This is a genomic window from Ramlibacter sp. (assembly GCF_028291745.1).
Taxonomy (GTDB): domain Bacteria; phylum Pseudomonadota; class Gammaproteobacteria; order Burkholderiales; family Burkholderiaceae_C; genus Ramlibacter.
The window spans coordinates 1-19437 of record NZ_JAQGNQ010000006.1 but is presented as its reverse complement, the minus strand read 5'-3'; the positions used below and the strand labels follow the sequence as shown (position 1 = coordinate 19437).

At 65.0% G+C, this 19437-nt stretch carries 17 protein-coding genes and 1 riboswitch; of the genes, 8 read left to right on the top strand and 9 right to left on the bottom strand.

Going from position 1 to position 19437, the window contains the following annotated elements:
• Positions 1-4 precede the first annotated feature (4 nt).
• Positions 5-190, top strand: coding sequence for a hypothetical protein (locus tag JWP60_RS00695; protein ID WP_299785388.1), 186 nt, complete (start codon positions 5-7; stop codon positions 188-190).
• Between the two features lie 75 nt (positions 191-265).
• On the opposite strand, the gene JWP60_RS00690 is transcribed toward JWP60_RS00695, so the two are convergent.
• A complete protein-coding gene (locus JWP60_RS00690; RefSeq protein ID WP_299785386.1) occupies positions 266-1135 on the bottom strand; it encodes a hypothetical protein in 870 nt (289 codons plus the stop codon).
• The gene (locus JWP60_RS00685; protein ID WP_299785384.1) at positions 1132-5973 is read right to left on the bottom strand and encodes a hypothetical protein; all 4842 of its coding nucleotides are present in this window, start codon (positions 5971-5973) and stop codon (positions 1132-1134) included. The genes JWP60_RS00690 and JWP60_RS00685 overlap by 4 nt, the downstream gene beginning before the upstream one ends.
• Before the next feature lie 728 nt (positions 5974-6701).
• Here JWP60_RS00685 and JWP60_RS00680 point away from each other — a divergent pair.
• Positions 6702-7007, top strand: a complete 306-nt coding sequence (locus JWP60_RS00680; RefSeq protein WP_299785382.1) for a hypothetical protein — start codon at positions 6702-6704, stop codon at positions 7005-7007.
• Positions 7008-7072: 65 nt separating this feature from the next.
• Here the strand turns inward: JWP60_RS00680 and JWP60_RS00675 are convergent, their stop codons facing one another.
• From JWP60_RS00675 to JWP60_RS00655, 5 genes are all read right to left on the bottom strand, one after another.
• Positions 7073-8071, bottom strand: coding sequence for a sodium:calcium antiporter (locus tag JWP60_RS00675; protein ID WP_299785380.1), 999 nt, complete (start codon positions 8069-8071; stop codon positions 7073-7075).
• 6 nt (positions 8072-8077) lie between these two features.
• Positions 8078-8273, bottom strand: a riboswitch (yybP-ykoY riboswitch).
• Positions 8274-9070: 797 nt separating this feature from the next.
• Positions 9071-10027 carry a tripartite tricarboxylate transporter substrate binding protein gene (locus JWP60_RS00670; protein WP_299785378.1) on the bottom strand — a complete coding sequence of 319 codons (957 nt, stop codon included), beginning with the start codon at positions 10025-10027 and terminating at the stop codon, positions 9071-9073.
• Between the two features lie 4 nt (positions 10028-10031).
• Complete coding sequence (locus tag JWP60_RS00665; protein WP_299785376.1) at positions 10032-10958, bottom strand: TauD/TfdA family dioxygenase; 927 nt, start codon at positions 10956-10958, stop codon at positions 10032-10034.
• Between the two features lie 45 nt (positions 10959-11003).
• On the bottom strand, positions 11004-11996 hold the full coding sequence (locus tag JWP60_RS00660) for a tripartite tricarboxylate transporter substrate binding protein (protein WP_299785374.1): 993 nt from the start codon (positions 11994-11996) through the stop codon (positions 11004-11006).
• Complete coding sequence (locus JWP60_RS00655) at positions 11993-12859, bottom strand: TauD/TfdA family dioxygenase (RefSeq protein WP_299785372.1); 867 nt, start codon at positions 12857-12859, stop codon at positions 11993-11995. The genes JWP60_RS00660 and JWP60_RS00655 overlap by 4 nt, the downstream gene beginning before the upstream one ends.
• 83 nt (positions 12860-12942) lie before the next feature.
• Between JWP60_RS00655 and JWP60_RS00650 the strand changes: the two genes are divergently transcribed.
• The 4 genes from JWP60_RS00650 to JWP60_RS00635 all read left to right on the top strand — a co-directional run bounded on the left by JWP60_RS00650 (position 12943) and on the right by JWP60_RS00635 (position 16193).
• Positions 12943-13845, top strand: coding sequence for a LysR family transcriptional regulator (locus JWP60_RS00650; RefSeq protein ID WP_299785370.1), 903 nt, complete (start codon positions 12943-12945; stop codon positions 13843-13845).
• Between the two features lie 442 nt (positions 13846-14287).
• Positions 14288-14419 (top strand): hypothetical protein, encoded by a 132-nt coding sequence (locus JWP60_RS00645; RefSeq protein ID WP_299785368.1) that lies wholly within the window; start codon positions 14288-14290, stop codon positions 14417-14419.
• Positions 14420-14598: 179 nt separating this feature from the next.
• Positions 14599-14958 (top strand): YciI family protein, encoded by a 360-nt coding sequence (locus JWP60_RS00640; RefSeq protein ID WP_299785366.1) that lies wholly within the window; start codon positions 14599-14601, stop codon positions 14956-14958.
• Between the two features lie 5 nt (positions 14959-14963).
• Complete coding sequence (locus JWP60_RS00635) at positions 14964-16193, top strand: DUF6596 domain-containing protein (RefSeq protein ID WP_299785363.1); 1230 nt, start codon at positions 14964-14966, stop codon at positions 16191-16193.
• A gap of 680 nt (positions 16194-16873) precedes the next feature.
• Here the strand turns inward: JWP60_RS00635 and JWP60_RS00630 are convergent.
• Positions 16874-17980 (bottom strand): redoxin family protein, encoded by a 1107-nt coding sequence (locus JWP60_RS00630; RefSeq protein ID WP_299785360.1) that lies wholly within the window; start codon positions 17978-17980, stop codon positions 16874-16876.
• A gap of 394 nt (positions 17981-18374) precedes the next feature.
• On the opposite strand from JWP60_RS00630, the gene JWP60_RS00625 reads away from it, so the two are divergent.
• Together JWP60_RS00625 and JWP60_RS00620 are read left to right on the top strand one after the other, a co-directional pair.
• Positions 18375-18554, top strand: a complete 180-nt coding sequence (locus tag JWP60_RS00625) for a CsbD family protein (RefSeq protein WP_299785358.1) — start codon at positions 18375-18377, stop codon at positions 18552-18554.
• A complete protein-coding gene (locus JWP60_RS00620; protein WP_299785356.1) occupies positions 18551-18736 on the top strand; it encodes a hypothetical protein in 186 nt (61 codons plus the stop codon). Before JWP60_RS00625 ends, JWP60_RS00620 begins: the two co-directional genes overlap by 4 nt.
• A gap of 439 nt (positions 18737-19175) precedes the next feature.
• Here JWP60_RS00620 and JWP60_RS00615 read toward each other — a convergent pair.
• Positions 19176-19437: hypothetical protein (locus tag JWP60_RS00615; RefSeq protein ID WP_299785354.1), on the bottom strand; the 262-nt coding region annotated here is incomplete at its 5' end.

The window sequence follows — 19437 nt, the reverse complement described above, 5'->3', positions numbered from 1 at the left end:
GTCCATGAAGACTGTTTGGTCCCAAATTTTCGAAGAGGCTGCTCGCGCCGCACGGCAGGCTCCTCGAATGTTCTTCGCTCCCTTCATCGGCGCCGTACGTGAAAGCGCACGAGTCTTCCGTGACGTGGAGCGAGAGAATCGGGAACGGCCTCAAAAATCGCAGATGGCCACCCGCGATCCACAGCGCTGAGTACGCGCGAATCCGCACAAGCTGCGCCGCTGAGTTCCTAGATGCCTGACGTAGAGAAAGTCGAAGCGGAGGAGTTCAGCAGGCGCTTTCCAGGATATTCATCAAAGGCCCAACTCTAGCCATCAGCGCGTCTTCGTCCTCAAAGCCAATGAGTGACGTGAACCTCTTGCGCTCCCGCAAGTCGTATTCGGCTCCAAGCTCGACCGGAACGAAGATCTCAAGGAATTGCGCCGCCTGAAGGATCTTCACGGTCCGGTGGTTGTCGACGGTGTCGAGGCACACGCGCTCGCCGGGCAAACGATCCCATTCCGCAGATCGCTGGACCCGCAGCTTCACCTCGATTCGCCCGCGCTTTGAATCCTCCATTCCTTGCAGTTGCACGCGCACCCTTTCGGTCGTCTCACACCGAAGCGTCCGGCTGACGAGTTCCTGAGGGTCGAACGCCACCAAGCCGTCGATGGTCTGCACCGCCACGCCACCGTCCTTGAATCGACGGATTCTCCCGAGTGACGCACGAACTTCGTCTTCGGAGCCGCACACGTTCACGAGTTGCTCGAACGATTGGACCTGCCCGGAGTTGATGGCCTCGCAGACTTGGAGGTCTGTCTCCCGGTGACTCTTGGTCCGTTCGGCGATGTCGCGGGGCGACGGGGCGGCGGGAACATCTTGGCAAACCGCCCCCACCGGAAGTTCCATTTCGGCCTGAGGAGAAGCGACGCCAACCCTGGCAATCAGGTTCCTCGCGGCGTTGAGCACCGTTGCCGTGAAGGGATGCGTGCCGCAGACCGTGGAAAGATCCTTTTCGTATCGCCTATCCAGCTGGTGCTGGTCCGATAGAAGCGTCCAACGGTCGTCGCCGCGAACAATCGGCGCCGCCGATTGCGTGTACTCGCCGCGCTCAATCTTGCTTCTGATGTAGCGTTGCAGTTCGGCATCTGCCTTCATGCTTCCTCCGTGGCGGCCGTTGCGGCAGCAACAAGCATCGAAGCGACAACGAGCCGCCCGACCTTTCCCAATACGTGCGGCGATGGCCTCTTGCCGTCGCTCGAATTTCGCATCGCGTACGTGCAGAACTTCATCACCGCACCCCGGCCTCGCCGTAGTTCTTCCGGTGCAACAGAAAGACAATTTGCGAATATCGCCCGCAAGGCCGATTTGTCTTCCAACGGCTGCTGTGCACTGAGATGGACGATCGGTTCGATGCCTCTTCCGGCGAGCTCTTTCCATGCGCCACCTGCCAGGTGGAAGTCGTGGGTTCCGGATATGCGAAGCTCTGCGCCGCGAGGTCTGAACCCTCCACCTACCGCAAGTTCGTTGGCGAGCTCCCGCCGGTGGTGATAGGCCCACTCGCAAGCGGGATCCAATGCCTTGCCCCACCTCGTATCAGAGCGCGCGAACAGCGGGTCGATCGCAGCGACATCTGCTCTCTCCAGGTCCGCGCAGGCGGTGAGGTACAGGAGCTTGACTGCACCGATCGGAACGCCGACGTGGTCCGAAGCGACTTGGAGGGAGCAACCGGCAAGATGCAGTACCACTCCCTTGACTGTCGCTGCTGAAAGCAGGCGGTCCATTCCCGGCAGGCTTCGACGCTGCTGCGTAGGGAGATTCTCATCAGCACCAGCATGGATCGGCGCTTGCTCGACGCGCAGTTTTCGCTCGCCCGCACCCCTGCGAGCACGATATCGGCGCGCGTAGATCGCGTCGACGGACTTCCCTTGAAGGGCAGCGGTGTAGGTTGCGCCCACCAGATGCGCTCGGTCGAGCGCCACGGCGGCGCAGTAGCGTTCAAGGCTGCCGCCCAGGTGGTAGTAGCGCAAGAGCGTATGGATCGAGGCCTGACGCGCCTCACGCGCCGCAACAGCGGCCCGGAAAAACCTTTTGTTAAGCTCCGCCGCTGTGGACAGGGAAACCGCAGGAATTTCGTGTCGCGTCAACGACTTCAGCGCTCCGCGTACGTCAAACACCATGTCGGTGAGCGCGTTTGCGCGCAAGTCGTACAGCCGGAAATCCTCCCGCCCGGTCACTGCACGAATCGCGTCCTGGACGCGCGCATTCGCCTTGTCGTATAGCTCATAGCCGTTCGGGGTCGGCGGAACGAACATGGCCGACCCTGGCCCGCTAGGCGAGGCCTGCCGCGCGTTGGCCTGCTCCTGCAGTTCCGCCCGCAATTCGTCGGGAACCGACAGCAGGCCTCTGGACCAGTGCGTCTTGAGGTGATCATGCCCACTGGTCGTGATCTGGATGCATTCGCCGTCCGCCGAGACGTGCTGTGCCTTCAAATAGCGCAACTCCGCCGGTCTGGGCCCCACCGCACGCGCGATGCGAAATTGAAGTCTGTCCCAGCCGGGGCGCGTGATCAGCACTTCGTGTGCGTGGCAGATCTCAATGGCTTGGTCAATCTCGCAGGGGAGTACGTACGCAGCCAAGTGCGGGCGAAAGATCTTGTCCATCGGGATGCCGCCCTTGCGCAATGCCGGAGGCACGGATAAACCTTTCTCCTGGAGCCAGGCAGCCACGTGCAATCCAGCCCAGCGCTTCCTTTCATCGCCTTTTTCGCCCTCTTGGAACAGCTCCTGGATCGGCATCCATTCTTCGGCGGAGCAAGGCAACGTTCCGAGCATCCGGACCTCCTGAAAGAACGGAATTTGCAGCGGCAGATATGCACTCAAGGTGGGCAGCCCCAGCCGCTTGTAAGGAGGCGCGCCATCCCGAAGTTCCGCGCGCAAGAAGTCGAGCAGAAGGCGATCAGCCTCGTCGCCGCAGTGCTTGCTCTCATACCGTGCAAGGTGTTTCAGTAGGGTGTGCCGTCGCCTTTCAGCCTCGCCCGTCGCGTGGTCGCGGTTTGCATGACGTCGAACGATCCTCACCACCCAGTCGAACCCATTCCGCGCCACCTTTCCGGGAGGGGCGCGCAGGGGTCGCTTCACGCGCACAGACTCCTTCGATTGGAGCCGCCTGAGGTCAGATGCAGGAATGAATGGACTCTTGTGCAGCAATCCGAATCTGGCAACCGGCGACTGTTCCAGCATCACTGCGTGCGCGCTCAAGGAGAGCAATCGGGCGAGGCTCGCTTCCACTGACCCCGCGGGCCAAGTCGGGTTCAAGCCTCGTAGCAAGAGGTCGAGTCCAGAAACCAGACCATCGAAGCTAGGCGTCGTGCCGCAGCGGCGCGCCACATGGAGCGCATCGACAACCGTACGTGCAAGCAGAAGCTGAGCAACGGGGAGGTCGCCACCCTCGAAGACCTCCACTGCACGAATGACGCCGGCATCCACATCCTCGCCGGCCAGGAGTCGTTCAACGAATGCCCGCAGATCTGGTGCGGTGATGACCGCGTTGAATGCAACAAGGCAGAAGGCGACCGCACCCCATGGGTAACGTTTCACGGCGTCAGTTCGCTTGTACGCCGAGCGAAGCCGTTGAATTTCGGACCGCGCAGCGAGAGTCTCCGGCGATATGGGGCAGTCTTCCTCTGCCAGATAGATTTCTGGAGGGTTGAAGTCGTCCACTTGGAGGCGTTGACGCAGGAACTCGGATTGAGGCAGTGAGGCCTCGGCTGGTGCTGGGATGACGGGTAGCTCCCAGCGACTCGGGTCCGTGCGTCCCAATCCTTGCAAGGGCTCGATGCCCAGCTTGGCATGCAGCCTGCTGAGGACCGGTTTGATGTAGGCACAGAACTCCAGGACACTCATTCCGCTGCCGAATCCGAACGGCGGCGCTCCCGCTTGGTGGTGACCAACCAAGGCGTCGAGGGCCGCGGGGGATACGTTTTCGCCTACTAGCGCGGTGATCAGGAAGTGGCGTGGAACGTTCAGTTCCTTCAGCCCCGTGCAGCGGGCCGCCTTCTTGAGGTCCGCTCGCGTGATTGGACGAAGAGAGAGCCCGCGCTTTTTGTGCAGGTAGAAGACTTGAAACGCGCAAGCCTCCGGGTCCGCGCCTCTGCGAATCAGATCGAGCCACTTGGCGGCTTCGGCCTGACCGAGCTTCTCGAGCCTGCCGGCCATTGCGAGTAGGTGTTCGGCATACTGCAATCGTGACTGCGCGACGGCTGGCGTCAGAACGCAAACGCGAAGTTGCGAGTACCTGTCGCTGGCGCGGTCCCCGAGGACGATCAGTTCGGGATCCGAGAAGAGGTCGCGAGCGGTGATGGATGAGAGGTTCTGACACCGGCCCCCTACGGGCCACAGCAGCTGCAGGGCGAACCTGCAAACGTAGCCGTAATGAAAACGAAGAATTTCCTGTATTCCGGCCTTCCGCGTCACGGACATGCAGGCCCTGTGGTTCTCCTGCTGCAGGCTGCAGAACGCGGCCTTCATTGTTTCGACTTCGACCACCTTTGGTGAGCCGATCAGTTGTTGCTCACTGGGCGCAGGGACCTGGACCAGGCCGGCCAAATGACAGAAGCAGTTCACGGCTGCATAGACATCGTTCTGGTCTGTGCGCAGGTAGTACTGCTGGGCCCTCGGCACCACGGTGATGTCCCCCAGGATGCGAGAAATCAGCGAGGGATGCAGTTGATTGCGCAGGTAGAACGCCCTGAGCGCACGACCAACCCTGAGGCTTTCGAAGGGGCGCCCTTCCCGTCTTCCGGCATTCAGCAGCTCGTAGCAAATCTCCGGGGTGAGCTGCTCTGCGATCAGCAGATCACCCAGCGTCCTTGCGTCCGGATGATCTCCCTTGGAAGAAAGCAGGGCGCCATGGATCTCGGGGGGCAGCGGCGTTTCGTTCCATCTTGTTCGCCATCGGACGCCCGTTGCGCGGTCCGTGCGAGGTGCGACCACCTGCAGATCTCTCTTAAGCATTCCGTGCGTCAGGTCCAAGTGAATGCTTCCCTCTCCCTGGATCGGAATGGAAGCTGCGACTTCCAGACTTAGCTGCGCGAACATGCTCACGAACCGGCATGCCGCATGCAGACGCCGGGCGCGGAAGTTGGTTGCACTGGGCTCGGCCCGCAACTGTCGGACCAAGATCGAGCAGCATTCCGCCAGCTCCGCCGCCGTGAGGCTGTTCCAATCGTTCTCCAAGCGGTAGCTGTTGAGGGCAGGCTCGTGTTCTTGCTGGACGATCTGGAATTCGAACAGTGCGAGATTCGGTGTTGGCTCGAACTTGGACGGTTTTCGGGGCTGCTTGGTCGGCTGCGCTAACGGGGTCTCAGCCGCATTGGGCAGCTCATCCTCCTGCTCTGACTCTCGTTGCACGAGCACCGGAAAGGTGAGACGCAGGTCGAGAGATTGCGGCAGCGTGCGCGCAAATTTCTTCAGAAGCTCAGGGCCGTGTGCAATCTCAGCGCGCTCGGCAAACATTGCGGGCAATGCAATGCTTCGGCGAAAGCAATCCCAGTCCGCGCTGGTGGACTGAAACAATTGCTTGAGGCCGTCCAGGAATTGTCCGGAAACTCCGATACCTTGGCGCAGGGATGAAAAGGCCAGTGCGGCTATTGCGTGGCAGGCGTTCGATTGCGGCGCCGACATCGGCCCCGGCTGCAGCTCGATCAGCGTTGCGAGCTTGTGGACTGGGCGGTCGACCCGCTCGATCTGTGGGCGCGTATCGAGCAGGAGCCGGAGCCCATCGCACCAGCGTTGCGCCACAGGCTGCACGGACGAGAGCATTTCGAAGCCGCGGGCCAATCCGGAAAGCTGCCGAACGAGTCCGGGGGTCCACTGTCCGCTGCTACCGAGAACCGAGCAGACGATCTCAAGCAGGCGCGACTGCTCCTCCGCCGATAAGGGGATTTGATTTACGACTGACGTGACTTCACCAACCATGCCGGACGGACCAGGCATAGGAACTCCTCAGGCTTGCGGGGGGGAAAGCAAGTGCAGGCGGCCGGCGCTCACGCGCAGGTCGCCCAGGAAAGGGAATTGCTTGACCGAACAGACTCGCAGGTCAGAAGACCTGCCCGACGCTCGGAGCCCGGTTCAGAGGGCTTGGTGATGCCTGTGTTGTCAGACCAGGTGTCTGTATCCGCGTTGCGCGGATAGGCTGGGATCAGCCAAGCCGGAGCTCGGGCGCAAGTCTAGCGCGGGTGAGACCAGTAGTCATGGCGCCGGGGCCTCCAGGCGAGCATCAAAAACAACGGTCTGACGGAACAATCGGCAAACTTCGTCCTTATGTCCTATCCAGCCCTGCTGATTACGCCCGCTCCCCAGGGTGCTTGTTCAGAGGGAAACCGGGTGCGCTTTGCAACGCTTGCCGACACTCCGCAACCCGGGCGGGACCCTTACAAACGCAGTCAATGACTGGCCTCCGAAGCCAAGGGTCGTGGGTTCGATCCCCGCCAGCCGCACCAGATCTAGCTTCTTCCAAAAGCGACCGCTTACGAACGGGCAAGGTTCGCTATTTCCCGGGCCTGTCCCAGAGGTCCCGCGGGCACAGCCGTCTGGAAGGACCATACGTCAGACGTGTCAAGCGACATCAGAATCTGACCCCTGGCGACATTCAAAACTGACCCCGGTTTCTCTCCTAATGGGCCGCTTCTGCAGTTGAGGGTTGATGGTTCATCAGCCCGGCCTTGGCTGCGCAGGCCCGAAGCGACCTGTACTTCTCGATCGGCGTCCCCGTTGTGCCGTCGGGGTACGCGCAGGCGCCGCCGGTGTATGCGCAGCCCGCGCCCGTGTACGTCGAGCCAAGCCCCGTGTATGTTCAGCCGGCGCCTGCGTATGTCGGGCCAACGCGCGTCTACCTCCAGCCGAGCTATTCGTTCAATGAGCGTCGGGAATGGAGCCGCGAGCGGCACGAGGAATGGCGGCGCGAAGAGTGGCGGCGCCGTCAGTGGCGCGAGCACGATTGGGGACATCAACACGGCTGGCACGACTGAGCGCTGGAAATCGGGCTACGGGCGCCGCGAAGCGCCCGCCACCGCAGGTGAAGCCCTGCCTCGCCCTAGCGAAAACTCCACAACACGAAGCCGCCGAACGCCAGGTACAGACCGGCCACGGAAGCAAGCAGCCGGCTGCCCACCCTGCCGCTGCGAAAGGCGGCCCACAGCCCGATCACGGCGAGCAGCGTGACCACGGCGGCGGCAATCAGCGGTGTATCAAACATCCAGGGAGTGAAGAAGATCCCCAGCGCGCTCGGGATCGTGGCCTGAATCATCATGGCGCCGGAGATGTTGGCGAGCGCCAGCCTTTCGCGTCCTTGCCGCACCCAAATCAGCGCGTTCATGGTTTCGGGCATTTCGGTCGCCACCGGGCTAAGAAGAAGGGCGGCAAGGTGAGGGGACAGATGGAATCCGGTGGCCAGCGCTTCGACCTGCACCACGAAGACGTGGGAGGCGTACGCGACGACGCACAGCGCGACGAGCGTCTGCGCGGCCGCCCAGGCCAGCGAGGGTTCCGTCTGCGTCGGCCGGAACTTCAGCGGCTCCAGTTCCTCCTCGACGTCGGGGCGTTCGTCCTTGAGTTCGCGCCAGACGTAGATACCGTACGCAGCCAGGAACAGCAGCCCCAGCCAAGGCTTGAACGCGAAGGCCACTAAGCCCAGAGCCACCTTCACGACGAAGATCGCCATGAACCAGACCTGGTCCTGGCTTAGGCGGCGATGGTCGACGTGCACCGAGCGGTCCTCTCGCCCCAGCTTGCGCCGGTTCGAGAGCAGGGCAAGGCCCACCACGCCGTACGCGATGGTTGCCAGTACCAGTGGGCCGCCAAGCGCCGCACCCACCCCGATGTCGCGCTGCTGCGGTGTATTCCCCAGGACGACGGCCACGAAGGTCACCACGCTTTCGGGCAACGCGGTGCCGAATGCGGCCAGCACCGTGCCCGTGGCGGTGGAGCTCAGGTTGAGGCGTCGACCGAGCCATTCCACGCCGTTGACGAAGTATTCGCAGGCAACGTAGATCGCGCCTGCGGAAAGCAAGAACCAGAACCCAGTAAGAAGCATGAGAGAACCCGGCCGGACGAGCAATGACCAATGGCCAACAACGCGGCTCGTCTGGCAGCATCACGCGTTGAGGCCAAAGGTCTCGCTGTCCGATCGCACGCCTGGGCGTGCGGAGGGTGCTGCCGCCACGGGGCATGCGGCCCCGAGCATGTTGACGACAGCGCCTTCGCGAGGAAGGCAGCTACTCCCCAATGACGGATTGATTTTAGTACATAAGAGATTCTTCTTGATCAATGCCCGCGCAATCGACATGCGCTGCTTCTACCCGCCGGACAGGCCCACCCCGCGCTCGCCGATTTCCGTCTGGTAGCCGTTCGGCAACTTCGCGATGAAGTCGTGGATCTCCGCTCCAGTTAAACCGTCTCATACGCCCAACGGCATTCGGGTGGTCGGTGAGCGGTCCGGGCTGATGGATGTCTCACCGCGAACGCGCAGGCGAGGTGCTCAGTCGCGCTCCAACGCCAGTTGGAAGGCCGGATGTGCCCTGTCGGGATCGGAAGACGTCAGTGCGCGTGCGCAGGGCTGGACAGGGACTCGAACCCTTTGCGGAGCGCCAACTTCTGCAGGTACGTCACGGGGTCCACAAAGTACGGGTTCTCGTGCACTTTCCCGTTGATAACCACGTGGGAATGCGTAGCCAGGACATCGGCGATGAGGCGCCCGCTGAAACGGATCGTGAACGTGCGCTCATAGCGCTCTCCTCATTGCTTCGCATTTTCTATGCCGCATTGACCCAGCGGCGTGTCAGACGACGCCGCATTCCACTGACGGTAGAGAGAAGGACGGGTGTGGATATCTTCTTCGACAACCGCACAGGCATGGCGCGCTTGTAGACTTGAGCAATCGAAAGCCGCCCTTCGGCGTGCTTGTCGAATGGGCTATTGACGCCTGGCTCGTAGCGAGCGGGAACGAGTTACGCCGCTGGTCGCTCGAGGGGTACGACAGGCCGGTGGAGGCGCAAGACTGGTATGGAGGGGATGCGGAGCTCGCCTTGGAGGGTCAATCGAGCGATATCTTGGCCGAACGGATCACGCCCCCCCAGCGCGAGATCTCCTTCACGATGTACTCGTTGGCCATCGCGGGGCTGCCGGTCATTGTCTCGGCACCGAGATCCACGAGGCGGCTCGTCATCGCCGGATCGTTCACCACCGAGTTCAACGCCGCGTTGTACTCGCGGACCAGGAATGCCGGTGTATTCGCAGGCGCGAGCAAGGCGAACCAGCCCTGGATCTCGTAGCCGGGAAGCATCTCGGCCACTGCCGGCACGGAGGGCAGCAGTGGGGATCGCTTGTCGCTCGTGATCCCCAAGGCCCGCAGCGCACCCGAGCGGATTTGCGGAACCATGAGGGCCACGTTGTCGAACATGATGGGCGTGCGCCCGGCAAGAAGATCGGGCAGCGCCGCCGAACTGCCCTTATAGGGAATCTGGGTCATCTCGACACCAGCCATCTTCTTGAAAAGCTCCGCTGCAAGGTGTTGCCCCGTTCCCGGGCTGGCGGTCGCGTACTGGAATTGCCCGGGTTGTGACTTCAGGAGCGCGATGAATTCGGAGACGGACTTCGCAGCGATCCTGGGATGCACCACCAGGACATAAGGCGTTCTCGCGACCATGCCGATCGCGGTGAAGTCTCTTTCCGTATCGAAGGCCAGCTTCTTGTAGAGACTCGCGTTCGTCGCGTGGCTGCTGGGGACGAACAGCAGGTTCGTCCCATCGGCGGCAGCCTTGGCGACCATCTGCGCCGCGATGTTTCCGCTGGCCCCCGGCCGGTTGTCAACGATCACGGGCCGTTCCAGCTTCTGGCCCAGGCTGTTCGCGACGAGACGGGCGATGACATCGGTGGTGCCGCCCGGCGCAAAGCCCACGGAGATCCGGATCGGCTGATCGGCCGCATACGCCGGCAATGCCGCGGCGCAAGCGGCGGTGACCAACAGCGTTCTGCGAGTGAGCATGGTCATCGAGTCAGTCGTGCAGCGCCGAAATGCCCGCGGCAATCTCGCGGCCCGCGGTGCTGGCAGCATTGCGGCCCGCCTCCGCCGCCTGCGGATTCTCGAAGCGTCCGTAGTAGTCGCCCATCGTCGACGTCCGAATCATGTGCCGGAACTCGTTCGGGGCATAGTCGCCCACCGCGAGGTGCGTGAGACAACGGTTGTCCCACATCACGAGATCGCGAACATCCCAGCGATGGCGGTACACGAAGCGCGGCTGCACCGAGTGCTCGCACAGGAACTTGATGATGGGCTTGCTCTCGGCGTCGCTCATCCCGACGAAGGTTCTGACCCGGTCGTTGACATAGAGCGCCGGCTTGCCGGACGCCGGGTGCATGCGTACTGCCGGATGCACCACCGGCGGATTCAGTCGCTTGAAGGCTTCCATGATCGCGGGATCGCGACGGGCCGAAATGAGGCTAACGTCATTCACGGCCTCCAGGTCGTCCAGGAAGGACCGCATCTTCGGCGAAAGCGACTCGTACGCCGCGTACATGCTGGCGAACATCGTGTCGCCGCCCACTGAGGGCTTCTCGATGCAATACACCAGGGTTGCCTTGGCCGGGCGGGTGGTGTACGAAAGATCGGTATGCCAGTTCTGCCCGTTGTTCGCACCGGGCGGCACCTTGCCATTGATCGGCTTGTTCGACAGCAGCATCACCTGGTCGAACTCGGGGTGGCGGTTGAAGGGCTGGCTGTCGTAGCTGTCGAGCTCGCCGAAGTGCCTGGTGAAGGCGATCAACGTGTTCGGGTCGAGCTGCTGGCCGGGAAACACCAGCACGAGGTGCTTGGTCCAGGCGGCATGGATCTGCTCGATTTCCTCGGTCTTGAGCGGCCTGGAAAGGTCGACGCCCGTCACCTTTGCACCCAGTGCATGGCCGACCGGTTGAACTTGAATCATGGACATTCCCGAAAGATTGATCGTGGGTTTGATAGTGGCGACGCCTCAGGCGTCCATCTTGATCTGCGCAACGCGAACGACCTCGCGCCAGCGCTGGATCTCTGCCTCCTGGAATTGCCGCAACTGCGCTCCTGCCGGGCCCCCGGGCTTGGCGCCGAGTTCCGCGATCGACTTGCTGACACGGGGCAGCCTCAGAACGTCGACGACCTCGTGCTGCAGTCGCTGCAGCACGGGCTCCGGAGTCTTCGCCGGGGCAAAAAGGCCGTACCAGGCAGTGGCCGAGTACCCGGCCACGCCTGCTTCGCTGACCGTGGGCACGTCGGGCAGCGCAGGACTGCGTTCCGGATCACACACGCCGAGCGCGCGCAACGTGCCGCCGTGGATATGCTGCAGCACGAGCGGCAGGTCGGCAAACATGATGGGAACGCGCCCGCTCAGAAGATCGGCCATCGCGGCGGCACTGCCCTTGTAAGGCACATGCTGCATCGACGTATGGGTGGTGTACTTGAACATCTCAGCCGCGAGATGCTGCGAGGCGCCCACGCCGCCGGACGCATAGCTGAACTCCTTCGGGCGGCTCTTGAGCACCTGGATCAGCTCGCCGACGCTGCGTGCCGGGAACGACGGATGCACCACGAGCACCAGCGTCGCCACGCCCACCAGGGCGACCGGTGCGAAGTCGCGCAACGGGTCATACGGCATGCTGGTGTAGATCAGCGCGTTGGTCGCATGGGTGCCGATCGAGCCCATCACGAGCGTCTGGCCGTCGGGCGCGGACTTGGCGACAAAGTCCGCGCCAATGTTGCCGCCCGCCCCGGTGCGGTTCTCGACCACCACCGGCTGCTTCAGGCGATCGGAGAGCGGCGCCGCCACGATGCGCGCGAGCAAGTCCGTGGAGCCGCCTGGGGCGAAGGGGACGATGAGTCTCAGCGGCCTGGAGGGAAACCCCTGCGCAAGCGCTGCACGGGCGAACTGCGCGCCCGCTGCGAGTGAAGCCAGCGTGCGCAGGATGGCGGCGCGTCGCGAGACCCCGCTCATGCGATGCTTTCCAGGTTGGCGACATGCCCGCTGGCGGCGCCCAGGACGGTGGTGCGCTCCAGGTGGCGCCGGTGCCGCGGGTCGTAGTCGCCCAGCGCGAGGTGCGCGGTGCAGCGGTTGTCCCAGAGCAGCAGGTCGTCGGCTTGCCATTGGTGCCGGAACACGAACTGCGGGCGGGTCGCATGGCGCAGCAGGAACTCGATCAGCGGCCGGCTCTCCTCGGGGGTCATGCCTTCGAAGCATTTGACCTTCTCGCCGATGTACAGTGCCTTGCGGTCGGTCTCCGGATGGACCCGCACGACCGGCTGCGCTACCGGCGGATTGAGCCGCCGGTTCTCGGCCTCCCAGTGCGCCGACAGGCCGGCGTTCTTGCGCTCGGGCACGTGGATGCCGTGCAAGTCGTCGACGATGCCCTGCATCCGCTGCGAGAGAGTCTCGTACGCCAGGTACATGTTGGCAAACAGCGTGTCGCCACCGACCGGAGGGACGGCGACGGCGCGCAGCAGCGAGCCCAACGCCGGCGCAAGCGTGAAGGACAGGTCGGAGTGCCACATCTGCCCCGTGTAGCGCGAGTTCGACGGACTGCCATCCTCCTTGGCATCGTTGGTCACCATGAGGAGTTCCGGATGCGTGCGGTCGCGGTCCAGCGGCAGCGACTCATGGCTATCCAGTTCGCCGAAGCGCCGGCTGAAGGCAATGTGCTGCTCGCGCGTGATCTTCTGGCCGCGAAAAAGCAGCACTCCGTGCTTCAGGAAGGCGGAATGCACCGCACGCCAGTCGGCATCCGAACACCGGTTCGTGAGGTCCAGCCCGCGCACCTCGGCGCCGAGGGCATAAGAAAGGGGACGTAGTTCGATCGTCATGCGGTCTCCTTGGGCCATTGCATCACGGTGGGCGCATTTCGATAATCGGTAATATCGGAACGAATGGTCAGCTAACACGAACAATGGACCTGCGGCGCATCGAGAGCTTCATGGCAGTGGCTGAACTTGGCAGCTTCTCGGGCGCCAGCGCCCGGCTGCACCGGTCCCCGGCGGCCGTGAGCACCCACGTGCAGCAACTCGAGGCCGAACTGGGCGTCCGCCTGTTCGACCGGACCACCCGCCGCGTGGCGCTGACGGCTGAAGGCAGGCTGCTGCTGGGGCGCTGCCGCACTGTCATGGCAGAACTGGACGACGTGAGCCGGGAACTTGGCGACCGCTCCGCGCTGCGCCGCGGCCACGTCTCGCTCGGCACCGTCCCCTCGATCTCCGGCCTGCACCTTCCCGCCGCGCTGGCAGCCTTCAAGACACGCCATCCGGGCATCACGCTCGAACTGCACGAGGGCTCGATCAGCAGAATTCACGACGACCTGCGCCAGCGCACGACGGACTTCGCCATCGCGCCGGCCTTCGGGGACGCCAAGGACCTGAGCCACCAGCCCGTGCTGTCCGACCCCTTCGTGGCGGTGCTGCCGAAGAACACGGATTTCCGCGGGCGCAGCATCTCGCTGCCGGAACTGGCGCGGTATGACCAGCTCGCGCAGCCGCGGGACACCGCCGTGCGCGCCACCGTCGAACAGGCCTTCCGCGATGGCCGGCTGGTGTTCTCGCCCGCCATCGAGGTGGCGCATCACCAGACCGTGCTGAACATGGTCGCGGCCGGACTGGGCGTCGCGGTGCTGCCGATGATCTGTGTGCCCAGCGGCCCGCAGCGCGGATACCAGGTGGTGCCGCTGCGTCCGCGCGGACTGGCCCGTCAGATCTGCATCGTCACGCTGCGCAGCAAGATGCTGTCGCCGGCAGCAGCCGAATGCGCACGCGTCATCGCGCAGACGCTGCAGGCGGACCGCAAGCCGCGGGCCGGTTAGCGGCCCAACGCGCCACGGCCACTTACTCGAGGAGGCACTTTCCGACGTGTGCTCCTCCTCGCCGTGCTTCTCCGCTTCTCGCCGGACTTGCCGCTGGCGGACTTCTTCTGCGGCTTGTCCGCACCCTCGGCGGCGCTGCTGCCGCTCGCGGTGCTGCTGCTGCCAGCGCTTGCGATGGTTTCGCCATTGCCGGCGGCTGCGCTCGTGTCGCCGGACTTGCGACCGCTTCAGCATTGGGCGGCTGTTTCTCGGCCGAACGGAAGCGCGCTGCAACGCGGAGAGCCACCTGCAGGAGCACAAAGCGCCGATCACTTAGCGAATGTCAAAGGGCGGCAATACGGTCCCCTCGCTTGCCGCACACGGTAGCGTCTACAACGCGCAAGTGGTCCTGTTCAAAGAACGGTGCCGCGCACATTGCAGTCTTCTCGCGGTACTCCTTACCATGAACGACCGATATAGCTTCGACGCGCTCAACCTGTCCGCGCTGGACGACATCGCACGCCTGCTGCACATCCACAGAGCGGTGCGCGACATGAACGACACGTTCAAGAACGGCGGCGCCCAGGCGGGCTGACCCGCCCTGGTCCGGGCCAAGGGCGAACGGCGGGCTTTCCCGAGATTCCCGCAAAATCGGCGACGAACTTTTTTTGCGCGCCGCGTAGAAATATCCGGGGGCACGTCGAACGGCGCCTCCTCCGGACGACATTGCCAGGATGCTGCGTTGTGCGGCATCCTCAACGCAAGGAGCACGTGATGGAATACCTTTTGATGATCCACAGCGAGACCAGCAGCAACGCCGAGGCGGTGCCGGAGGCCACGCGCCAGAAGATGCTGTCCGCCTACCGCGCCTACACCGAGGCGCTGCAGGGAGCCGGAGTCATTCGGGGCATGAACCGCCTGCGGCCCGCTTCCAGCGGCACGACGGTGCGCGTGCGCGAAGGCAAGACCCAAGTGCAGAACGGTCCCTTCATCGAAACGCGCGAGGAGCTGGGCGGCTATTACCTCATCGACGTTCCCAACCTGGACGCGGCCCTGTCCTGGGCGGCGCGTTGCCCGGGCGCGAGCCATGGGACGATGGAAGTCCGCCCGATCTGGCCTATGGACGCGTACTGAGCGCGATGGAGCACGGGGCATCCGCCGCGCTGGCAGCCGAGGCGGCCGCCCGGCGCAGTTACGGCAAGCTGGTCGCCTTCCTCTCCGCCCGCACGGGCGACGTCGCGGGCGCGGAGGATGCGCTGTCCGAGGCCTTCACGGCGGCGCTCACCGACTGGCCCGTGCGCGGCGTCCCGCTCAATCCGGAAGCCTGGCTGCTGACGGTGGCGCGGCGCCGCCGGGTCGATCGCGTGCGCGCCAACGTGCGCGGCGACGCCGGGGCGGCGCACCTGCAGCTGCTGGCGGAGCTCGCGGACCCGCCCGACGAGAGCGGCATTCCCGACGACCGCCTGCGGCTGATGTTCGCCTGCGCGCATCCGGCGATCGATGCCGCGGTGCGCGCTCCGCTGATGCTGCAGGCTGTGCTGGGCTTCGACGCGGCGGCGATCGGCTCGGCCTTCCTCGCCGCGCCCGCCACCATGGGGCAGCGCCTCGTGCGCGCCAAGGCGAAGATCCGTGAAGCCGGCATTCCCTTCGAGGTGCCGCCGCGCAGCGCCTGGGTCGAACGACTCGACGCCGTGCTCGCCGCCATCTATGCCGTGTACGCCGAAGGGTGGAGCGACGCGGGCGCCGATCCCGCGCGGCGCAACCTCGCGGAGGAAGCGATCTGGCTCGGTCGTCTGCTGGTCGGCCTGCTGCCGCAGGAGCCCGAGGCGCTGGGGTTGCTGGCGCTGATGCTCTACGCGCAAGCGCGCCTGCCCGCGCGCCGCAGCGCGTCGGGCGACTACGTGCCGCTCGCCGAACAGGACATCGCGCTCTGGGACAGTGGCTTGCTCGATGAAGCCGAGTCGCTGCTGATGCGGGCGAACGCGCTGGACCGGCGCGGCCGCTACCAGCTCGAAGCGGCGCTGCAGTCCGCGCATGCCGAGCGCCGCCACGGCGTGCGCCCGGACGCGCAGGCGATCCTGCTGCTGTACCAGGCACTGGAGGATCTCACTGCTTCACCGGTCGCGGCGCTCAATTGCGCGGTCGCGCTTGCCGACGTGCAAGGACCGGCCGCGGCCCTGCGGGCGCTCGAGCAGCTCGCCGCGTCGGCGCCTTTCGCGCAGTACCAGCCTTATTGGGCCGCCCGCGCGCACCTGCTCGCGCGTTGCGGATCGCGCCAGGAAGCGGCCGACGCCTACCGGCGCGCGATCGGCCTGGAAAGCGACCCGGCGGTGCGCAGCTTCCTGCAGGCGCGCGCGGCGCGTCTCTAGGCCCCTTCGCCGGCGGGAGCAAGCGCCGCCATCAGCGCCGGCACCTCGACCGCGAGTTCTCGCGCGCGAGATAGCCAACCCGTCCCGCGCGGCGTGCGAGCGCTTCGCCGGCGCGCGCGTGCAGCACGACGCGTCATACCAGGGCCAGCTTGGGCGAGGCGCAACGCGCAGCCAGTCCCGCGATGATTCCCGAGAGCACGTCGCCCGACCCCGAGGTGCCGAGTCCGGGCGCTTCCGCGCTGTCCGTCCAACGCGCCCGTCGGGTCCGCCAACCGGGCGACCATGGTCGCGAGCCTCTCCTTCGCCGGTGCGAGCCAGTTGGCCATGGCGCTGGGGCCGGAAGCCGCCGGCGGCTACAAGGACCCGATGTGCGTCGACAAGGAAGATGCCAGCTGTTCCTTAACGTGCAGACCCTCAAGGTCCGGAGAGCCCTTCGTCCGGTGCTTGCTTCGTGGGCAGTGAGGGAGAAGGACCTAGGGGTGCTGAATGGCCCCACGACTGCTTCGGGGTAGAGACTGTCATTCAGCTGCTACTCATGCGAAGACAAGTTGCTTTTCGAGTGCCCTGAGAGGGACAGCCGCTTGCGGCCAGGAGCCGACGCTAGCCGGACGACCGACATCCACTCTGCCTGTCACGCCCACGTTCGAGTTTGCGGCCTGACCTGATGTCAGCGGGATGGCCTACCCGAACGTGAACGCATAAGCGCTCGCCCCGCGGTCGAAGAACTCGATCTCGAACAGCCTGTGGCGGCCGGCCTGCGATTGCCGCACCAGCTGGTACAGCCGGTGACTGTCGATCATCCCAAATCCATCGGCGTTGACGTCGCTGCCATGATCCGCACCCGGCGGTTGGCCGTCGATACGCACGCGAAAGCGCACGGGCGGGCCCTCCGCCGCCGGCCCGAGCACCAGGTGAAGGTCGCGCGCCCGGAACCTGTAGGCGATGCGGCCGCCCGCTTGCTGCAGTTCGGCCGACTCGTCGCCAACCTTCCAGTTGCCGGCGAGTGTCCACTCGTTCAGGGCCAATGCCGGCGCCGGTGCATAGTCGTGCGTCCGGCCGGGCCGCAGGCCGCCGTCCGCCGAGCGGAACCCTTCGGTGCGCGCCGCGCCGACATAGGTTTCCGCGGAACCAGGTGGCATGGGCCCGGGTGCGGCCTGGGTGCCGGTGCCTTGGGGCGCGACGAGATCGCGCGGCACGCCAGTGCGGCCGGCCTCGCGCAGCAACTGCTGAATGAGCCGCTCGGCTTCTTCGTAGCCGCCTTCCCCGACCTGGCGATCGCGGATGCGCCCCGTGGCATCCACGAAGTAGAGGGAAGGCCACCCTTGCACGCCCAAGGCCTGCCAGATGGCCCTGCGGCTGTCCACGGCGACGGGGAAGGTGATCCCCAACTGGCTTGCGGCCCGCTCCACGTTGGCGGGCCGGTGCTCGAAGCCGAACTCGGGCGTGTGCACGCCGACCACGATGAAACCCAGGCTGCGGTACTTGTCCGCCCAGGCGCGGACATAGGGCAGCGTCCGCAGGCAGTTGATACACGAGTAGGTCCAGAAGTCCAGGAGCACGACCTTGCCCTGCAGCGCCGGCGGCGTGAGCGGCGGGGAATGGAGCCAGGACACCGCGCCCTCCAGCGACTGCAACGGCGTCGCCGTGCGCAGGAAGGAGGCTCCCGCGGCCTGAGCCTCCTGCCCGGACGATTGCGCGCACGTCAGGGCGACGATGACCGCGGCGAGTACGCCAAGGGCCGTGCGCAGGCGAGTGCGCAATCTTGCGGCGAACGATCGAGAGTTCATGCCATGACCTCCATGTGACCGGATCACACGGTACGCCACTCCGCATGGCCGTCGCCGGTGCTGCCTGATCGAAGGCATGCCCCTTCGGTGATTCACTTCAGATCCGGCGCTGTCGCTGCCGGAACGCTACGCGGACGGGCGCGCCTGTTTCGCGGCTGTGCGCGCTGCCGCGGCGCCCCTGGTGGCGGAGCGCTGGTTGTTGCCGAAAGAGGCAACGCGATCGGGCTTGCCGCCGGGACCCTTGGCCAAGCTCACAGTGCGGGCCGGGTAGGACATGTCTCACCGCGCAGCGGGCGCGTTCCCGTCCTGGTCAAGCTCTACTTTGGCGCATGGTGGTGGCGTCAGCCTTAGGACGCCGCAGGCGGCTTCGGCTTACGCGAACAGAAAGTACAAGATGAACAAGGACCAGGCGCAAGGCGTGGCGAAGGATGTGGCCGGCAAGGTGCAGGAGACCGTGGGCCAGGTCACGGGCAACCGCGAACAGCAGGCCAAGGGCGTGATCAAGCAGGTCGAGGGCAAGGGACAGAAGACGCTCGGTGACGCCAAGGAAATCGTCGAGGACGCGAAGAAATGACCGACCCGCGAAACATCGCGCACGACAAGAAGGTGCAGCAGGAGAAAAAGCATCGGCACGACGAGACCACGGCGACGGAACATGCCGTGCAGCCGGGGAAGAAGCCGCACATGGCTCCTGTCGTCGAAGCCGTGGTACCCGAGGTCGAGGCCCCGACGGGCAGTGAGCCGGGCCAGGGCTAGACCGGTACCCTCACCTTCGCTCGCGCCGGGAAGCAGTCGTTGCCCATGGGGTGCTGCGTTTCCCTGCCGCGGGTCCAGGCCTGCTTGCGGCTGAATTTGGCAACCCGCCCCGGCGATGCCTCAGTGACTCGCAACAATTGCACAACATTGAATTAGGATTTGAGATGTACAAGATATTTCTTTCGCTGACAGCGCTGGTCGTTGCCTTCGTCGCGTCAACCGCCCAAGCCTCCACGGTTCATTTCGATTCGGGTAGCGCCAAGATGAACAGCGATCACGTGGCAAGGCACAAGCAAAGGCTCTGGGTGCCTGCCCATCGATCAAGGGGCCACTTGGTCAAGGGTCATTACATCTGGCGCTGACACCGCCCGGCCAAGCTGGTCCTACGAGGGCACGGCAACGGAGGGCCGCCCGGTCATGGCCGACGGGTGAGGACCTATCAACGGAGCTGTGGCGATCCTCGCCGCTTCGGCCGCGGTGGCCCCTGGCTGGTGTGGACCGGAAGCGGCCCGCCGTTGCGGAGCTTGGCTTCGTGCGCGCCCGGCCGCGCTCGCGCCGCCGCGACGTCCTGTGCGGCAACGAGCTTCCGCGCGGACGCGGAAGGCCGTTCGGCGCCATGCCGCATGAACGCGCAGCGCAGCTTCGGCTTGCGCGAGGACGCGCGCAGCGCGGCGCAGCGTTCGGCATCCTGCCGCTCGCCC

Coding starts and splice junctions, on each gene's coding strand:
- JWP60_RS00695 (WP_299785388.1), top strand. CDS start 5: ATGAAGACTGTTTGGTCCCAAATTTTCGAAGAGGCTGCTCGCGCCGCA.
- JWP60_RS00690 (WP_299785386.1), bottom strand. CDS start 1,135: ATGAAGGCAGATGCCGAACTGCAACGCTACATCAGAAGCAAGATTGAG.
- JWP60_RS00685 (WP_299785384.1), bottom strand. CDS start 5,973: ATGCCTGGTCCGTCCGGCATGGTTGGTGAAGTCACGTCAGTCGTAAAT.
- JWP60_RS00675 (WP_299785380.1), bottom strand. CDS start 8,071: ATGCTTCTTACTGGGTTCTGGTTCTTGCTTTCCGCAGGCGCGATCTAC.
- JWP60_RS00670 (WP_299785378.1), bottom strand. CDS start 10,027: ATGACCATGCTCACTCGCAGAACGCTGTTGGTCACCGCCGCTTGCGCC.
- JWP60_RS00665 (WP_299785376.1), bottom strand. CDS start 10,958: ATGATTCAAGTTCAACCGGTCGGCCATGCACTGGGTGCAAAGGTGACG.
- JWP60_RS00660 (WP_299785374.1), bottom strand. CDS start 11,996: ATGAGCGGGGTCTCGCGACGCGCCGCCATCCTGCGCACGCTGGCTTCA.
- JWP60_RS00655 (WP_299785372.1), bottom strand. CDS start 12,859: ATGACGATCGAACTACGTCCCCTTTCTTATGCCCTCGGCGCCGAGGTG.
- JWP60_RS00650 (WP_299785370.1), top strand. CDS start 12,943: ATGGACCTGCGGCGCATCGAGAGCTTCATGGCAGTGGCTGAACTTGGC.
- JWP60_RS00645 (WP_299785368.1), top strand. CDS start 14,288: ATGAACGACCGATATAGCTTCGACGCGCTCAACCTGTCCGCGCTGGAC.
- JWP60_RS00640 (WP_299785366.1), top strand. CDS start 14,599: ATGGAATACCTTTTGATGATCCACAGCGAGACCAGCAGCAACGCCGAG.
- JWP60_RS00635 (WP_299785363.1), top strand. CDS start 14,964: ATGGAGCACGGGGCATCCGCCGCGCTGGCAGCCGAGGCGGCCGCCCGG.
- JWP60_RS00630 (WP_299785360.1), bottom strand. CDS start 17,980: ATGAACTCTCGATCGTTCGCCGCAAGATTGCGCACTCGCCTGCGCACG.
- JWP60_RS00625 (WP_299785358.1), top strand. CDS start 18,375: ATGAACAAGGACCAGGCGCAAGGCGTGGCGAAGGATGTGGCCGGCAAG.
- JWP60_RS00620 (WP_299785356.1), top strand. CDS start 18,551: ATGACCGACCCGCGAAACATCGCGCACGACAAGAAGGTGCAGCAGGAG.